Raw genomic sequence first — 16,046 nt, forward strand, 5'->3', positions numbered from 1 at the left:
GTCCCCCAACCCTTCTTCCCCCCCCCCGGGGGGGCATTCCGTGGCTCCCCCGACACACCTCATGCCCCCCGGGCCAGGCGCGAAACGGCCGGCTATCGACACGGATTAACGGCGCGAACTTCCGGCGCAGGACACTAGGCACAAGCAAGGGGGCCATCATGTACTGGGTTCCTCGATCAGGACGACGAAACGGAATAACTGTTCGACGAGAAGTTCATCCCGCCGCCGGCCGACGTGATCTCGAAGCCGAACTGCACTTCACCGACCGTCACGTCGCCGTACCAGCCCCGGTTCTTGATCCAGTTCAGCACGGCGAGCACGTCGACCGAGCCCGCGTTCGTGTTGGAGGTGCGCAGGAACGAGAACACCGCGTTGGCGCCGTTGCTCCCCCGGTAGACGTCCCAGGTGTGGCCGCCGACGGAGACCGTGGTCTCCTTCGAGCCGATCGCGCCCACCGCGCCCTGCTTGTTCATCCACAGCATGATCTCGTAGGCGTTGTTGTTCGCCCAGATGTCGTACGCCGTCGCGTAGGCGCCGCCACCCGGCCTGGAAACGTTGAAACTGCTGGAAAGGCTCCGCAGTCCGCTCAACTGACGGCCGATGTTCTTCGCCGAATGCGGATATGACTTCACCCCGCCGGTGTTCGGGTGGTCCGCCCAGACGCCGAAATTGCTGGAGGAGTTCGCCCAGATCGACTGCGGGCCGGCGCCTCCGCCCCAGACGTTGTTGCGGACGGTGTAGCCGCCGTTCGACCAGCTCCCCCATTTGTCCGAAGAACTCCAGGTGGCGGCCTGCGCCGTCCCTCCCAGCACCAAGGTGGCGACCAACGCCAGGACGACACTGCCCATCAAGGATCGTGCTTGCCTACGCATAGCCGGGTTCCTTCCGTGTCTTTTCACCAAATGGACCGCTACCGCAGAGAAAACGTGCTGATTCTCGAATCGGAGGTGAAGACCAGGTAGACGTCGTGACGTCCACTCAGCCCGGACAACGTCGTGGTGGTCGTCGAGTACGTGTACTTGTCGCCGGTACTGGCGATCCGCGCGGTTCCCGCCAGTCTGCCACGCGGGCCGCCGAGCCGGATTTCCACAGTGGACGTTCCCGCTTCGGCGCGAGCCGTCTTGGCGGTGAATGTCCTTGCCCCGGAACGGAAGTCCACGTCGCTGAAGCGCAGCCAGTCTCCCGCGCCGACACCGACCGCGTCGCCGCGGGCCTTGCTTTCGTCGACCAGTTCGACACCCGAGTAGTCGTCGAAGTCGATCGCCCTGGTGTCCCGGGTCAGGTCGCGCGGCGGGATCTGCTCGCCACGCACGGGGAGCGCCGAGCGCACCCGGATGTCGGAGGCGGACGCGCCGACCATCACGTCGTGGACGGACGATTCCAGCACCCATTTGCCCCGGGTGACGTCCCAATGCCGGAGGTCGGGCACCGACAGGCGCACCGTCTTGGTCTGCCCCGGCTCCAGGCGCACCCGCTCGAAGTCACGAAGCCGCTGATTCGGCTGCTTGTCGCGGGAGACGAGCTGATGGGTGTACAGCTGCACCACCTCGTCGCCGGCGCGTTTCCCGGTGTTGGTCACCTTCACCGTCGCTTCGAACGTCCCTTGTGGATCCGGCTTGCCGAGGCGCAGGTCGCTGTAGCGGAAGTTCGTGTAGGACAGGCCGTGTCCGAAGGCGTAGAGCGGATCACCGGTGAAGTACTGGTAGGTGCTGCCGCGTTTCATGATGTCGTAGTCGAGGATGTCCGGGAGTTCGGCGTCCGACCGGTACCAGGTCTGGGTGAGGCGGCCCGCCGGGTTCACGTCGCCGTACAGCACGTCGGCGAGCGCGTTGCCGGTCTCCTGACCGGCGTGAGAGGTCCACACGATCGCCGGGATGTTCTCCTGCTCCCAGTTCAAAGTCGTGGGATAGCTGTTCTCCACCACCACGACGGTGTTCGGATTCGCCTCGCGCACGGCCTTGATCAGCTCGCTCTGGCTCGCCGCCAGCGCCGTGGAGGTGCGGTCGTGGTCTTCCCTGCCGTTGATGAACGGCATGCTGCCCACGACCACGACCGCCGTTTCGGCCGATCGCGCCGCCTTCACCGCGCTGTCGATGCCCGAAGTGAGCTGCTCCTTGCGGAACTTGGCCGCTCCCGCCGCGTTCGGCGAGCCCAGGGTCAGCGTGCCGTCGGCGGCGACGGTGAGATAGCTGTTCGGCCCGTCCCAGTCGTTCGGGAGCTCGTAACCGGCGTACCTGATGACGACCGTGCCGTCACCCGCGTCCTCCAGTTTGAACTGCTGGTGGACGAACCAGTCCCGTGGCTGCGGTGCCTGGTTGAGGAACGGACTGGTGGCATCGCCGAGATTCTGGCGCTCGACGTACTTCCCGTTCGCGACACTGCGCAAGGTCAGCACGCCGTCGCCCCACTCGAAGGCGTCGAACTGTTCCGTGGCCCCGACGCTGGTGGCGCCGGTCTTCAGCACCGCGCCCGCATCGCCCGCGCCGCCGCTGACGTACTCGCCGGTGGTGGCGTCGCGCAAGGCGATCCTGTCGACGGCCTCGGTGTCGGCGATCTGTGCCCCGCCGCCGAGCCGCGCGCGGATCCCGTCCAGCGGGGTCACCTTGTACGGCAGTCCGCCGGAATACCAATCGGTGTACAGGGTCTTCTCCAGCGGGCCGATGACCGCGACACCGCGCTTCGGGTCCAGCGGGAGGGCTCCGCGGTCGTTCTTCAGCAGCACCATGGCCTCGCCCGCCGACTTGCGGGCGAGCTGCCGGTGCGCCGGACTGTTGACCACGTCCTTGCCGATCTTGGCGTACGGGCCACCGTCCGGATCGAAGTCGCCGAGCCGGAAGCGGACGCTCAGGACATGCTTCACCGCCTTGTCGATGTCGGCCTCGGCGAGCAATCCCTTGGCGAGCGCGGACGTGATGATCTTGATGGTGGGGCCGGGGTTCTGGTTGTCGACGGTGAAGCCGTCGAGACCGGCTTTGAGCGTGGCCGCGAAGCCTTCCTCATTGGTCCCGTAGTACTTCTCGGAGCCTGTCAGGTTGTACGGGGCGGACGCGTCGCTGACGTTGTAGAGCGTCTTGCCGGTCCACGTCCGCACGACGCCGTCGAGGTCGGGGTTGACCGTCGCGGGCCTTCCGTTGACGAGGTTGTACGACCCCATCACGCCGGTCGCCGCGTCGGCCGCGATGGCCGGTTCGAACGCCTGCTCGTCGTACTCGCGCAGCACTCGCGGGCGCAGGTTCGACGACGTGGTGTCGCGGCGGATCTCGTTGTTGTTGGCCAGGTAGTGCTTCAGTACCGGAGCGGTTTTGAGGTACTCCGGATGGTCGCCGGTCATCCCCTTGCCGTACGCCGTCGAGATGGCCCCGGTCAGCAGCGGATCTTCGGAGTACCCTCCTCGTTGCGTCCCCATCGCGGATCGCGCAGCAGGTTCACCACCGGCGCCCACAGCTGGAGTCCCCAGAATCCGGGATCCTGCGAGTGGTAGCCCCTCGCCTCGTCCCCGACGACCGCGCCGACCTGCTTGATCAATGCCGGGTCCCAGGTTGAAGCGAGCCCGATCGCCTGGGGGAAGACCGTGGCGTTCGCGGTCACGACGGTGCCGTTCGTGCGCTCCGTCGTCCAGCCGAGGCCGTGGAGTGCTTCGGTTCCCGTTTTGAATTCGGGGATGCCCAGCCGCGGGATCGCCGGCTGGAACTGGTGCAGCAACGACACCTTCTCCGCGAGGGTCAGCCGCCCCACCAGATCGTCCACCCGCGTGGCCAGTGGCAGGCCCGGATCACGGAACGGAAGAGCGTTCAGCTCGTCCGCGACCGCGGGTGAGGCGAGGCCGAGCACCAGGGCGATCGTCGTGGCGACCATGCCCATCCGGCGTGGGCGGACAAGGAGAGCTGCTCTGCTCATGAAGACTCCATCGCGAGGTTATCGAAGCGCTTCGACGAAACGGGGCGGCGAGATTCGGCGAGTTTCGTGCGGTGGTGATCGTGGGCCGATCGAGCAAGAGATTCGATTGTCGAAACGATTCGACAGTCGCGTTACGGCGATGTTAGCGGACAGGACACGACGAGACAATGCTCGCCCGGCCGTCCCGTGCCACCGGCGTATCCGTCTGGCACTCTCGAACACAGTGGACAGTTCCCAGCCGGAAGGAATCCCGTTGACCTCCCAGATCGAACCCACCGGCCTCACGCTGGAACAGAAGGCGTCACTGCTGTCCGGCCGCGACTTCTGGCACACCGAGGCGATCGAGGCCGCGGGGATCCCGTCGATCCTGCTCTCCGACGGCCCGCACGGCCTGCGACGGCAGGACAGCGAGGCCGACAATCTCGGCGTGCACGACAGCGTGTCCGCCACGTGTTTCCCGCCGTCGGTCGCGGTGGGTTCCAGTTGGGATCCCGAGGTCGCCGCGCGGATCGGCGCGGCCATCGGCAGGGAAGCCCGCGCGGCCGGGGTCTCGGTGGTCCTCGGCCCGGGCGTGAACATCAAACGGTCCCCGTTGTGCGGCCGCAACTTCGAGTACTACTCCGAAGACCCGCTGCTGAGCGGAGTGCTCGCCGGCGCCTATGTGCGGGCCATGCAGGCCGAAGGCGCGGGCGCGTCGGTGAAGCATTTCGCGGCCAACAACCAGGAGACCGACCGGATGCGGGTCAGCGTGGAGGTCGACGAGCGGACCCTGCGCGAGATCTACTTCCCGGCGTTCGAACGCGTCGTGACCGAAGCGCATCCGGCGACCGTGATGTGCTCGTACAACCGCGTCAACGGCGTCTACGCCTCCCAGAACCGCCGTTTGCTCACCGACGTCCTTCGTGACGAATGGGGTTTCGACGGCGCCGTCGTCTCGGACTGGGGCGCGGTGAACGACCGGGTCGCCGCGCTCGCGGCCGGGCTGGACCTCGAGATGCCGGGCACCGGCGGCAGCGGCGACGCCGAGATCGTGGCGGCGGTCCGGAGCGGAGAACTGGACGAAAACGTCGTCGACCGGAGTGTCCGCCGCGTTCTCGCCCTCACCGGCCGGGCGTTGCCGCCGAGCGGCGGCGTGGACCCCGGCGAGCAGCACCGGGTGGCGAAAGAGGTCGCCGCCGACTGCGCCGTCCTGCTGAAGAACGACCGGGACACGCTCCCCCTGGCCACGCGAACCGCGGTGGCGGTCGTCGGCGAGTTCGCCGCGAACCCCCGCTTCCAGGGCGGCGGCAGCTCCCACGTCAATCCCACCCGGGTCGACACCGCGCTCGACGCGATCCGGGCACTCGGCGAATCCGTCACCTACGCGAGCGGCCTTGCCGACAACGCCGTCGAGATCGCCCGTGAGGCGGACGTCGCGGTGGTCTTCGCCGGTCTGGGCGAAAGGGACGAATCCGAGGGCTTCGACCGGGACACCATCGACCTCCCCGCGGCACAGGTGGAGCTCATCAAGGCGGTCGCGGCGGCGAGCAGGCGCACCGTGGTCGTCCTCTCCCACGGCGGCGTGGTGTCGCTGGAGGGCTGGCACGACGACGTCGACGCCATTCTCGACGGCTGGCTGCTCGGCCAGGCAGGCGGCAGCGCACTCGCCGACCTCCTGTTCGGCGTCACCAACCCGTCGGGTCATCTCGCCGAAGGCATTCCGTTGCGTTTGCAGGACAACCCCAGCTACCTCAATTTCCCCGGCGAGTCGGGCCATGTCCGGTACGGCGAAGGGGTCATGGTCGGCTATCGCTACTACGAAACCGCCGAGGTCGCTGTCCGCTACCCCTTCGGCCACGGCCTGTCCTACACGACTTTCGAGACCGGCGAACTGACGGTCACGGCGACGGGCGACGACTCCGCCACCGTCGCGGTGAACGTCACCAACACCGGAACCCGCGCCGGTAAACACGTCGTCCAGGTCTACGTCGCCACCAACGCCGCTCCCGTCCGCAGCCCGGCACGGGAGCTCCGCGCGTTCGCCAAGATCTCGCTCGAACCGGGCGAGACCCGCCGCGTCGAACTCAGCCTCGATCGCCGCGCTTTCGCCTGGTACGACATCGAACTGAGCCGATGGGTGGTCTCGCCCGGCGAGTACACCGTCCAGATCGGCCGGAGCGCCGCGCAGATCGTCGCCGAAGCGCCCCTCACGCTGGCCGGCGACGTCATCATCCCGGTCCTGTCGATCGACTCGACGGTCGCGGAGTGGTTCGGTCACCCGATCGTGGGTCCGAAGCTCGGCGAACTGCTCGCCGGGCAGAGCAACCGGGCCGAGAGCGGCGTGGACTGGATGCGCATGGTCGCTTCGATGCCGATGCGCCAGTTCACCAAACTCACGGCCTATCGGGGTGTCGAGCTGCCGACCGACGCGTTGCCGCGGTTGATCGAGCTGAGCAAGGGCTGAGCCCGTCGAATCGATTCGACTCCCTCTATCATCGGCTGATGGTCACCATCGCAGACGTCGCCCGGGCGGCCGGGGTCTCCCCGAGCACCGTGTCCTACGTGCTGTCCGGACGGCGTTCGATCTCGGAGGACACCCGCCGCCGCGTGCAGCACAGCATCAGCGAACTCGGTTACCACCCGAACGCGGGCGCCCGCGCGCTGGCCAGCAGCCGCACCAACGTGCTCGCTCTCGTCGTCCCGCTGCGGACGGACCTGAACGTCCCGGTGGTCATGCAGTTCGTCGCGGCCACCGTCACCGAGGCACGCACCTACGACCACGACGTCCTCCTGCTGACCAAGAACGAGGGCCCGGACGGCCTGCGCCGGATCGCCGCGTCCGCCATCGCGGACGCGCTGATCGTGATGGACGTCGAAACCTCCGAGCCGCGTCTCCCGGTGCTGAGATCCTTGCACCGGCCGGTGGTGCTGATCGGAGTTCCCGCCGACCCCGGCGACCTGACCTGCGTCGATCTCGACTTCACCGCCGCCGGCGCCGCGAGCGTCACGCATCTCGCCGACCTCGGCCATCGCGAGGTCGCGCTGATCGGCCCCTCCCCCGCGGTCTACAAACGCGGCACCAGCTACGCGGGACGTTTCCTGCGCGGCTTCCGCCAGACGGCTACGAAACGCAAGGTGCGCGCCGGTTCGTTCCCCTGCGCGCCTTCCTACGACGCGCTGCGTGACTGCCTCGACGACGTGTTCGCCAAACACCCCGGCGTCACCGGGCTGGTCGTGCACAACGAGGCCATCCTCGGCCCGTTGCTGTCCGAACTGAACCGTCGCGGCAAGCAGGTTCCCCAGGACATCTCGGTATTGGCCGTCTGCCCGGAGGACATGGCCGAGGCGCAGTCGGTCCAGCTCACTTCGATCGCCATCCCCGCCGCCGAACTCGGCAGCCTCGCCGTCGAGATGGCGATGCGCCGTCTCGACGACGGGGGCCAGGCCGAGGTCCGGCTGCTGTCACCCCGCCTGACCGAACGGGGTAGCACCGGCCCGGCCCCTTCCTAGGCCCGGCGCCGCTTGCCGTGCGCCCAATGTGGCATTGGAGGCGCTGAGCGTCCCCAATGCCACATTGGGCGCGCACTCCCCGTGCCCCTAAGCCGGCGGGACAGCGCCGCGAATAGTCAGCGTGCTTCCTGTCGCCACGATCGTCTCGTCCCCCTGGGGAAAGGCCACCTGCCAGCCGTCGGGCGCGGAGTCGACGTCGATGTGGACGCTGTCGCCCTCCCGGCGGGTGCGGAACGTCGAACCGCCGACGGTGGTGGTGATCCTCGCACCGTCCTCCAGCCGGTACAGCCGTAGCGTGACGCCGTCGGCGTAGTCGTAGTCCGGCCGGTCGTCGACGGCACCCAGCGGCAGAACGGTGTTGGGACGCACCAGAAGCGGGACGGTGAGCATGTCGCAGACGGTAGTCACCCACCTCGGCCCCTGGATCTCGTCGCCGGTGAAGAAGTCGGTCCACACACCGTCCGGCACGTAATGGGTCACCTCGCCCTCATCCGAGAACACCGGCGCCACCAGGAGTGAATCGCCGAGCATGTATTGCCGCTCCAGGTGGGCGCACGCCGGATCGGCCGGGAACTCCAGCGTCATCGCCCGCATCATCGGCGTGCCCTCGGCCGCCGCCTGTGCCGCCGCTTGCCACAGGTACGGCATCAACCGCGCCTTGAGCTTGGAAAACACCCGCAGGACGTCGACGGCCTCCTCGTCGAACAGCCAGGGCACCCGGTAGGACGAACTGCCGTGCAACCTGCTGTGCGAGGACAGCATCCCGAATGCGATCCAGCGTTTGAACAGCGCCGGATCCGGGGTGCCCTCGAAGCCGCCGATGTCGTGGCTCCAGTATCCGAAACCGGACAGGCCGAGCGAAAGGCCGCCGCGCAGGCTCTCGGCCATCGACTCGTACGTCGATTCGCAGTCGCCGCCCCAGTGCACCGGGAACTGCTGCGAGCCCGCCGTCGCCGAGCGCGCGAACACCACTGCTTCGCCCTCCCCACGCCGTTCGCGGAGCACGTCGAAGACGGTCTGGTTGTAGAGATAGGTGTAGTAGTTGTGCATCCGCTCGGGATCGGATCCGTCGAAGTAGACGACGTCCGTCGGCACCCGCTCGCCGAAGTCGGTCTTGAAACAGTCCACGCCTTGTTCGAGCAGAGCGTCCAATTTGGACGCGTACCACTCGCGCGCGGCGGGGTTGGTGAAGTCGACCAGCGCCATCCCCGGCTGCCAGAGATCCCACTGCCACACGTCGCCGTTCGGTTTCCGCAGCAGGTATCCGCCCGCGACGCCCTCGGCGAACAACGGTGACCGTTGTGCCACATAAGGGTTGATCCACACCGAGATGCGCAGGTCCCGCGCTTTCAGCCGCTCCAGCATGCCGACGGGGTCCGGGAACGTCCGCGGATCCCATTCGAAATCGCACCAGTTGAACTCGCGCATCCAGAAGCAGTCGAAGTGGAACACGCTCAGCGGCAGGTCGCGTTCGATCATGCCGTCGACGAATCCCGAGACGGTCTCCTCGTCGTAGGACGTGGTGAACGACGTCGACAGCCACAGGCCGAAGGACCACGCGGGCGGGAGCGCCGGTCTGCCGGTCAGCGCCGTGTACTTGCGCAGGATCTCCTTCGGGCTCGGACCGTAGATCACGAAGTACTCCAGCGACTGGCCCACGACGCTGAACTGCACCCGCGACACCGCTTCCGAGGCGACCTCGAAGGACACGTGCCCCGGATGATCGACGAACACGCCGTAACCGGCGTTGGTCAGATAGAACGGGACGTTCTTGTATGCCTGTTCGCTGCTCGTACCGGCGTCGGCGTTCCAGATGTCGACGACCTGCCCGTTGCGCACCAGCGGCCCGAATCGCTCGCCGAGCCCGTAGACCTGGGTTCCCACCGAGAGGTCCAGCTGGTCGCGGACATGGTGCTCACCGTCGAGGCTCATGAAGCCCATCCCCTTGGCCCCGCTGGTGGTGAGCACCTTGCCGTCCGCGACGAAGTCGACCTTCCACCCCTCGCCGCGACGCAGCCGGACCGACAACGCGCCCGCGGTGAGCGTGTGCCCGTCCTCGGAGACTTTCGCCTCCTCGTCGACGGCCGACAGCTCGAAGCGGGGCTCTCGCGGCAGCCCGCCCTCGAAATGCGTGACGCTCACCCCGATCACGTCCGGCATCGGCGAGGAGAAGCCGACCGTCGCCACCGGTCCCTTCAACAGGTCGCCGCGGTGGCGGACGGGATGGGTCGGCGCGTGCACCACGATCCGGCCGTCCCCCGCGGTGAGGTCGTACACCTCCACCGGATGCGCCGCCTGTACCCCGTCGCGCAGCAGCCAGTAGCCGTTGCTGAACTTCATTTGACCGCCCCTGCCGTTATTCCACGTGTCAACGTCCGCTGGAAGATCAGGAAGAAGGCGATCGCCGGGATGACCCCGAGCAACGCCGAGGCACTGGTCATGGTCGCGTCCATCATCCGCTGGCCCTGCAGCACACCCAGTGCGACCGGGACGGTCTGGGTGTCGTTGGAGATCAGCAGGATCAGCGGCAGGAAGAACTCGTTCCACGTCCAGATGAAGAAGAACACGAACAGCACGCCGAGGGTGGGCCTGCTGATCGGCACCACGATCCGCACCAGGGTCTGCCACTTGTTCGCGCCGTCGAGATAGGCGGCCTCGAGTAGCTCGTGCGGGAATCCGACGAACGTCGAGGACAGCAGGTAGGTGCCGAACGCGGCCTGGATGATCGTGAAGATGATGATCACGCCGAGCTGGGTGTCGTAGAGACCGGTTTCGTTGGCGAGGAAGTACAGCGGGTACGCCAGTGCTTCCTGCGGCAGCGTGTTCGCGATGAGGAACGCGACCAGGATCCACGTACGGCCGCGGACTCTGCCGATGCCCAGCGCGTAGGCGTTCAGCACCGAGATCACCACCGCGAGCACCGCGACCGACCCGCTGATCACGACGCTGTTGAGCAGCTTCTGCCCGAACTCGACCCGGACCCAGAAGTCGATCAGCCCTTGCAGGTACACCCCGTCCGGAAAGGACAATGGGCCGTCGGCCGCGTATTCGGCCGGGGACTTCAGCGCGTTCAACGCCACGACCAGGAAGGGCGCCAGCATCACGACCGCGAGAACGATCAACGACCAGAGCGTCACATGCCGTTTCACGCGTGCTCACCTCGCCTCTGGATCCGGAGGAACACCGTGGTGAGCACGAGGATCAGCACCGTGAGCACGGTCGCGATCGCCGCTCCGTAGCCGACCTGGGTCTTCTCGAAGAAGTTCTGGAACGAGTAGTACGACGGCACGTTGGTGGACCCTCCCGGGCCTCCCCTGGTCAGCACGTAGATCGGTCCGAACACCTTCAGTGCGGCGATGGTGCAGGTCAGCAGGACCACGAAGACCTCGGGCCGCAGCTGCGGCACCGTCACATGCCAGAACCGGCCCCACCACGACGCGCCGTCCAGTTCCGCCGCCTCGTGCAGTGAGGGATCCGCACGCTGCATCCCCGCCATGAAGATGACCACCGGATAGCCGACCTGGATCCACACCATCACGCCCATCACGCTCCACAGCGCGACATCCGGATCCCCCAGCCAGTTCTGGGCGAGCGAGCCGAGCCCGACGGCGGACAGGAGTTCGTTCACCGCGCCCTCGGGCGCCAGGATCCAGCTCCACACGATGCCTGCGACAGCGATCGGCAGCACCTGCGGCAGGTAGACGCAGGCCCGCAGCACGCTGGCCGCCCGCGTCCCGAACCGCTTGGCCACGAAATCGAACAGCGCGGCCGCGATCACCAACCCTGCCACGGTCGGCACGATGGCCATCGCCACCACCAGCCCGAGGTTGTGACGGAACGACGCCCAGAAGACGTCGTCCGCGAACAATCGCCGGTAATTGTCCAGCCCTGTCCACTTCGGATCCCCGGCGCCGGACCACTGGGTGAAGCTGATGCCGATGTTCATCGCGAACGGCACCAGGATCACCGCGATCAGCAGCACCGCGCCGGGGATCAGGAAGAGCAGGTAGTTTCCCCGTCCCCTGGTCATTTGCCGACGTTCGCCAGATTCTCCTCGTAGGGCTTGGCGAGCTCGTCGAGCACCTGCGACGGCTGGGCGCTCGAGGTGATGAGCTTCTGGGTCGCCGAAACGTGGACGTCGTAGTACCCGGGAGCGGGCCAGTCGGGATAGAACGCCAGCCTGTCCTGTGTGGACAGAGCGGTGAAGTCCTCGACCAGATCCTTCAGCCGTGGCTCGGCCGGTGGCGTGGGGCTGTTCACCACCGGGACACCGCCGGCTTCACGCAGCTTGTCCTGGATGGGCTGGGACATCGTGATCGCGATGAAGTCGAGCGCGAGGTCGCGGTTCTTCGCACCCTTGGGGATGACCCACATGTTGCCCGCGGAACCCGAGGTCATCCCCGGCCACGGGACGGAACCCCACTGGAAGTCCTTGATGCTCTGGACCAGCCTGCCGTACCACCAGCTGCCGCTGATCATGATCGGGTACTTGCCCTGCATGAACGACATGCCCATACCCTCCGCGTCGACCCCCGCGGAATCCTTGCTGATGTAGCCCTTCTGGACCCAGTCGGCGAAGGTCGTCGCGCCGTAGGTCCACGCGGCGTCGTGGAAGTCCACCTTGCCGGTGTAGCGCTGGTAGCGGTCCACCCAGCCGCGGTCGGCCTTGGTGAGGGCGAGCTGGTACAGGACCTGGTGCGCCGGGTACTCCGAGCCGCCGACGGCCAGCGGCGTGACCCCGGCACCGGCGAACTTGGCCATGGCCGCGGTCAGCTGCTCGATGGTCCTCGGCTCCTCGAGACCCTGCCGCGCGAACATGTCCTTGTTGTAGAAGATCTTCACGTACTCGGCGTAGTTCGGGATGCCGTACCAGTTGCCGGATCCCATCACGCCGTTCTCGTCGTAACGGGCGGTGGTCTGGAGGGCCGGGGTGAGTTGCTTGTCCCAGCCGCGTTTGACGACTTCTTCGCTGATGTCGGTCAGCAGTCCCTGCTTGGAGAGCAGTCCCGCGGTGGCGTTCCCCTTGTTGTATTCCAGGACGTCCGGCGCGTCGCCCGAATTGAGCACCATCGGCGCCGTCTTCTGGATCTGTTCGAAGCCCTTCTCCTCGAAGGCGACCTTGACGCCGGGATGGGTCGCTTCGAACTGCTCGATCGCCTCGGCCCAGGCCACGCCCATCGCGCTGTCCGGCGGCTCGTAGTGCCACAGCTTCAGGGTTTTCGGGTCGCCGCTGCCGGATCCGGACCCGCAGCCCGCGACGGCCAACATGGCGACCATCGCGGCGGCCAGTACACGCTTCGACATCAGGGGTTCCCTCCAGAGAAGTGGTGATGCTCGCCGGCCATCGTGGCCTCCTCGGAATCCGCGGTGATCCGAACTGTCGAAGCGCTTCGATGGACACGATAGGACCGCGCGCCCGGTCAGCACAACGTCTTGACCGGGCGCGCTCCCACCTCTACTGTCAGGCCCTTTTCGCCTGGGCCGATGTCCGTGAAGGCCTCCTTGAGGGACTCTGGGTCCCTCAAGGAGGCCTTCACGGAATGTCGGGGCCGAAGCGGATGGGGTGGCTCGCGACTGGAGTGGGGTCGAGGGTGCCGGTGCGGGCGAAGGTCGCCCAGACGGCGCGGAGGGCAGCGCCGAAGGCGTCGACCTCGGGCCACGGGACCTTGCCGAGCATCGGGCTGTCCTGCCAGGCCCGCTCGGTGCCGAGCAGCAGCGGCAGCTCGACACAGTGGGTGGCGCCGAACTCGGACCCCTCGGGCCGCCAGTCCAGGCGATACGACCAGACGCCGGCTCCGGCCGAGCGCAGCCGGTCGCCGAAAGCGGTCAGCGGTTCGACGTAGATCTCGTCGGTGCCGGCGGCGCCGGGGAACGCGGTCATGTCATCGGCGTTCCAGCCGTACAACACGTCGAGGTCGCGCACGTTGGCCGCGAAGGACGCCTTGTCCAGCGTGTCCACCGGGATGAACGCGGGCTCCATCGGGTCGCCGCTGAGCCGCAGGTTGGTCAGCGCGGTTTCCCTCTGCGCCGCAAGGATCTCCGAGATCCCGGCAGTGCGCGGGTCGGTGCCGAGCGCGTCGGCGAACACCTGGCCGATCTTCTCCGCTCGTCCAGGCGAACGGGCGCCGAGGCCGAGCGGCGCGCTCTGCAGGATCGCCCGCCGGAACAGACCGCGTGCCTCGGGCAGGTCCATCAGCAGCCGGATGGAGATGCCGCCCGCGGACTGCCCGGCGACCGTCACGTTGTCCGGGTCACCGCCGTAGGCCGCGATGTTGGCGCGTACCCAGCGCAGCGCCTCCAGCTGGTCGGCCAGCCCGAGGTTGCCGGGGCTGACACCGTCCAGATACAGGTAGCCGAGCGCGCCGAGCCGGTAGTTGACGCCGACCACCACCAGGTCGCCTTCGGCCGCCAGCGCACCGCCGTCGTACCAGTCCAGCAATCCGCCACCGCTGGAGAATCCGCCGCCGTGCAGCCACACCAGCACCGGCCTGCGTCCGTCGTCCAGGCCGGGGGTGCTGATCGTCAGGTTGAGACAGTCCTCGCCCTGCGGCAGGCGATCGCGCGGCGGTCCCATCACCCGGTCCAGCCGGGACGGCGGTTGCGGACTGATCTCCCCGCTCGACGGCGCCTGCGCCGAAACGGCGACCGGCGGTGCGAATCGCGCCGCTGTGGCATAGCGAATCGGTCCGGTTCGGACAATCGTGGTCATGGGCACCTCGCGGGTAGGATCGGCTGGTGATCTTGCCTCGCCTGCTGGACGGTCGTTTGAAGTTCCGCCATCTCGTCCTGCTCGACGCGCTGGCCAGGCAGGGCACCGTGGTCGGGGCCGCCGCCGAGTTGCACGTGACACAGCCGGTGGCGACTCGAAGTCTGCACGAACTCGAAGAGATCCTCGACGTGCGGTTGTTCGAACGCGGCCCGCGCGGCATCACCCCGACCGTGTTCGGCGAGGCGTTCACCGGGCACGCCCGCGCGGTGCTCGCCCAGCTCGAGCAGGCCGGTCGGCACGTCGCCGAGCTGGCGGACGCCGAACGCGGCACGGTGGTGGTCGGCACCCATCTCGCGGGGTCGAACATGCTGCTGCCGCGCGCTATCGCGGCGATCAAGACCGAGCGGCCGTACCTGACCATCGTGGTCCGGGAGGGCTCTCCGGAAGCACTGCTGGTGGAGCTGGAAGCAGGCCGGGTCGACCTGATCATCGGCAGGCTGACCGCGCCTTCGGACGAGCGGATCGAACGGCGCAAGCTGTACGACGAGTCGGTGGACCTGGTGGTGCGCACCGCCCATCCGCTGGCGGGCGCGACCGGCGTCGAGCTGGCCGACCTCGCGGAGTATCCGTGGATCCTGCCGGGAGCGGAGACCGCGTTGCGCCGCGAGCTGGAACAGTTGTTCACCCGCAACGGCTTCCCGCTCCCGGCGAACCGGGTGGAGACCACGTCGTTCCTCACCGTGCGGCAGCTGCTGCTGGAGACCGACGTGATCGCCGCGCTGCCCAGCCTGATCACCAAGGACGATCCGAGAATCACCCGGGTCGCGCTGGCGCTGGAACCGATCGGGCACAGCGTCGGACTCACCCTGCCCGCCCAGCGCACGCTCAGCCCGTCGGTGGACGCACTGATCCGCAGCCTGACCGACGTCGCCACCGGCATGTCCCCTTAGGACGGTCATGACAAGGACAGGAAGCGCTCGGCGTTCCCACTGGTGATCAGCTGCCGCTCGGTCTCGCTCAGGAACCCGCTCTTGCGCACCACCTCGCCGACCGGCCGTTCGCCGAGCGGGTACGGGTAGTCGCTGCCGACCATCACCCGCTCGGCGCCGAGCGTGTCCACCAGCAGCCGCAGCGCGCGCTCGTCGAAGACCACCGAGTCGACGTGGAACCGGTCGAGGTAGTGCGACGGCGGGAACTCCGAGGTGCCGATCACGTCGTTCCGCCGATGCCAGGCGTTCTCCATCCGGCCGAGCCAGAACGCGAACGAACCGCCACCGTGCGCGAAGCAGATCTTGAGGCTCGCGTCGATCCGGTCGAAGACGCCGCCGAGCACCAGCGCCAGAATCGACAGATGCGTTTCGGCGGGCATCGCGGTCAGCCACCGCGCCATCCACCGGTCCAGCCGGGGCGAATCGGCCATGTCCCACGGATGCACGAACACCGGGACCCCGAGCGACGCGCAGTGCTGCAGAAAGGTTTCCACCCCGGCGCTGTCCAGATCCTGGTCTCCGACGTGGTTGCCGATCTCCACCCCGCGATGCCCCGCGGCCAGGCAGCGTTCCAGTTCGCGGCACGCCGCGTCGGGATCCTGCAACGGAACCTGGCAGAACGGGATCAGGCGGTCCGGCGCCGGTGCGACGATCTCCAGCGCCAGATCGTTGAAGATCCGGGCGATCCGGCCCGCCTGCTCGCCGGTCCGGCCGTAGTTGAAGAACGCGGGCGTCGGGGAGACCACCTGGGTGCGCACGCCGTCGGCGTCCATGTCGAGCAGCCGGGTCTCCGCGTTCCAGCAGTCCGCGCCGATCCGCCGGAACTCCTTGTCCCCCATCATGATCATCGCCTCACGCTCGGTCTCCGCGCGCAGCCACGGCGCGTCCGGCCCGGCGTCCGCGCGCAGATCCGGCCAGCCGTTCGGCACGTAATGCGTGTGGATGTCGATCAGGCCGGTCAT

General features: G+C 67.7%; 11 protein-coding genes and 1 pseudogene. 3 read left to right on the forward strand and 9 right to left on the reverse strand.

What is annotated here, in order from left to right; translation table 11 throughout:
• Positions 1–176 precede the first annotated feature (176 nt).
• From ACIHAO_RS38580 to ACIHAO_RS38590, 3 genes and pseudogenes are all read right to left on the reverse strand, one after another.
• Positions 177–872 (reverse strand): hypothetical protein, encoded by a 696-nt coding sequence (locus tag ACIHAO_RS38580; protein WP_396566522.1) that lies wholly within the window; start codon positions 870–872, stop codon positions 177–179.
• A 38-nt stretch (positions 873–910) separates the two neighbouring features.
• Positions 911–2,725: a glycoside hydrolase family 3 C-terminal domain-containing protein gene (locus ACIHAO_RS38585; RefSeq protein WP_396566626.1), complete on the reverse strand. Its 1,815-nt coding sequence runs from the start codon at positions 2,723–2,725 to the stop codon at positions 911–913.
• A gap of 174 nt (positions 2,726–2,899) precedes the next feature.
• A pseudogene (locus ACIHAO_RS38590) lies at positions 2,900–3,897 on the reverse strand (glycoside hydrolase family 3 protein); the annotation flags it as partial.
• Between the two features lie 253 nt (positions 3,898–4,150).
• Between ACIHAO_RS38590 and ACIHAO_RS38595 the strand changes: the two are divergent.
• Positions 4,151–6,340 (forward strand): glycoside hydrolase family 3 C-terminal domain-containing protein, encoded by a 2,190-nt coding sequence (locus ACIHAO_RS38595; RefSeq protein WP_396566524.1) that lies wholly within the window; start codon positions 4,151–4,153, stop codon positions 6,338–6,340.
• Positions 6,341–6,378: 38 nt separating this feature from the next.
• Positions 6,379–7,386, forward strand: coding sequence for a LacI family DNA-binding transcriptional regulator (locus tag ACIHAO_RS38600; protein WP_396566526.1), 1,008 nt, complete (start codon positions 6,379–6,381; stop codon positions 7,384–7,386).
• A gap of 87 nt (positions 7,387–7,473) precedes the next feature.
• Here ACIHAO_RS38600 and yicI read toward each other — a convergent pair whose 3' ends face one another.
• The 5 genes from yicI to ACIHAO_RS38625 all read right to left on the reverse strand — a co-directional run bounded on the left by yicI (position 7,474) and on the right by ACIHAO_RS38625 (position 14,095).
• Positions 7,474–9,726, reverse strand: coding sequence for an alpha-xylosidase (gene yicI, locus ACIHAO_RS38605; RefSeq protein ID WP_396566528.1), 2,253 nt, complete (start codon positions 9,724–9,726; stop codon positions 7,474–7,476).
• A complete protein-coding gene (locus tag ACIHAO_RS38610; RefSeq protein ID WP_396566530.1) occupies positions 9,723–10,535 on the reverse strand; it encodes a carbohydrate ABC transporter permease in 813 nt (270 codons plus the stop codon). The genes yicI and ACIHAO_RS38610 overlap by 4 nt, the downstream gene beginning before the upstream one ends.
• Positions 10,532–11,416: a carbohydrate ABC transporter permease gene (locus ACIHAO_RS38615; RefSeq protein WP_396566532.1), complete on the reverse strand. Its 885-nt coding sequence runs from the start codon at positions 11,414–11,416 to the stop codon at positions 10,532–10,534. Before ACIHAO_RS38615 ends, ACIHAO_RS38610 begins: the two co-directional genes overlap by 4 nt.
• On the reverse strand, positions 11,413–12,690 hold the full coding sequence (locus ACIHAO_RS38620) for an ABC transporter substrate-binding protein (RefSeq protein ID WP_396566534.1): 1,278 nt from the start codon (positions 12,688–12,690) through the stop codon (positions 11,413–11,415). The genes ACIHAO_RS38615 and ACIHAO_RS38620 overlap by 4 nt, the downstream gene beginning before the upstream one ends.
• Positions 12,691–12,919: 229 nt before the next feature.
• Positions 12,920–14,095 (reverse strand): carboxylesterase family protein, encoded by a 1,176-nt coding sequence (locus ACIHAO_RS38625; RefSeq protein ID WP_396566536.1) that lies wholly within the window; start codon positions 14,093–14,095, stop codon positions 12,920–12,922.
• Between the two features lie 26 nt (positions 14,096–14,121).
• Here ACIHAO_RS38625 and ACIHAO_RS38630 point away from each other — a divergent pair, with 26 nt between their 5' ends.
• On the forward strand, positions 14,122–15,045 hold the full coding sequence (locus tag ACIHAO_RS38630; protein ID WP_125677929.1) for a LysR substrate-binding domain-containing protein: 924 nt from the start codon (positions 14,122–14,124) through the stop codon (positions 15,043–15,045).
• 5 nt (positions 15,046–15,050) lie between these two features.
• On the opposite strand, the gene ACIHAO_RS38635 is transcribed toward ACIHAO_RS38630, so the two are convergent.
• Positions 15,051–16,046, reverse strand: a complete 996-nt coding sequence (locus ACIHAO_RS38635; RefSeq protein WP_396566538.1) for an amidohydrolase family protein — start codon at positions 16,044–16,046, stop codon at positions 15,051–15,053.

The sequence above is a fragment of the Amycolatopsis sp. NPDC052450 genome (assembly GCF_044547565.1).
Taxonomy (GTDB): Bacteria; Actinomycetota; Actinomycetes; order Mycobacteriales; family Pseudonocardiaceae; genus Amycolatopsis.

Excerpts from the sequence above, each read along its gene's own strand:
- ACIHAO_RS38600 (WP_396566526.1), top strand. The coding sequence starts at position 6,379 with ATGGTCACCATCGCAGACGTCGCCCGGGCGGCCGGGGTCTCCCCGAGC.
- yicI (WP_396566528.1), bottom strand. The coding sequence starts at position 9,726 with ATGAAGTTCAGCAACGGCTACTGGCTGCTGCGCGACGGGGTACAGGCG.
- ACIHAO_RS38635 (WP_396566538.1), bottom strand. The coding sequence starts at position 16,046 with ATGACCGGCCTGATCGACATCCACACGCATTACGTGCCGAACGGCTGG.
- ACIHAO_RS38620 (WP_396566534.1), bottom strand. The coding sequence starts at position 12,690 with ATGTCGAAGCGTGTACTGGCCGCCGCGATGGTCGCCATGTTGGCCGTC.
- ACIHAO_RS38580 (WP_396566522.1), bottom strand. The coding sequence starts at position 872 with ATGCGTAGGCAAGCACGATCCTTGATGGGCAGTGTCGTCCTGGCGTTG.
- ACIHAO_RS38585 (WP_396566626.1), bottom strand. The coding sequence starts at position 2,725 with ATGGTGCTGCTGAAGAACGACCGCGGAGCCCTCCCGCTGGACCCGAAG.
- ACIHAO_RS38625 (WP_396566536.1), bottom strand. The coding sequence starts at position 14,095 with ATGACCACGATTGTCCGAACCGGACCGATTCGCTATGCCACAGCGGCG.
- ACIHAO_RS38615 (WP_396566532.1), bottom strand. The coding sequence starts at position 11,416 with ATGACCAGGGGACGGGGAAACTACCTGCTCTTCCTGATCCCCGGCGCG.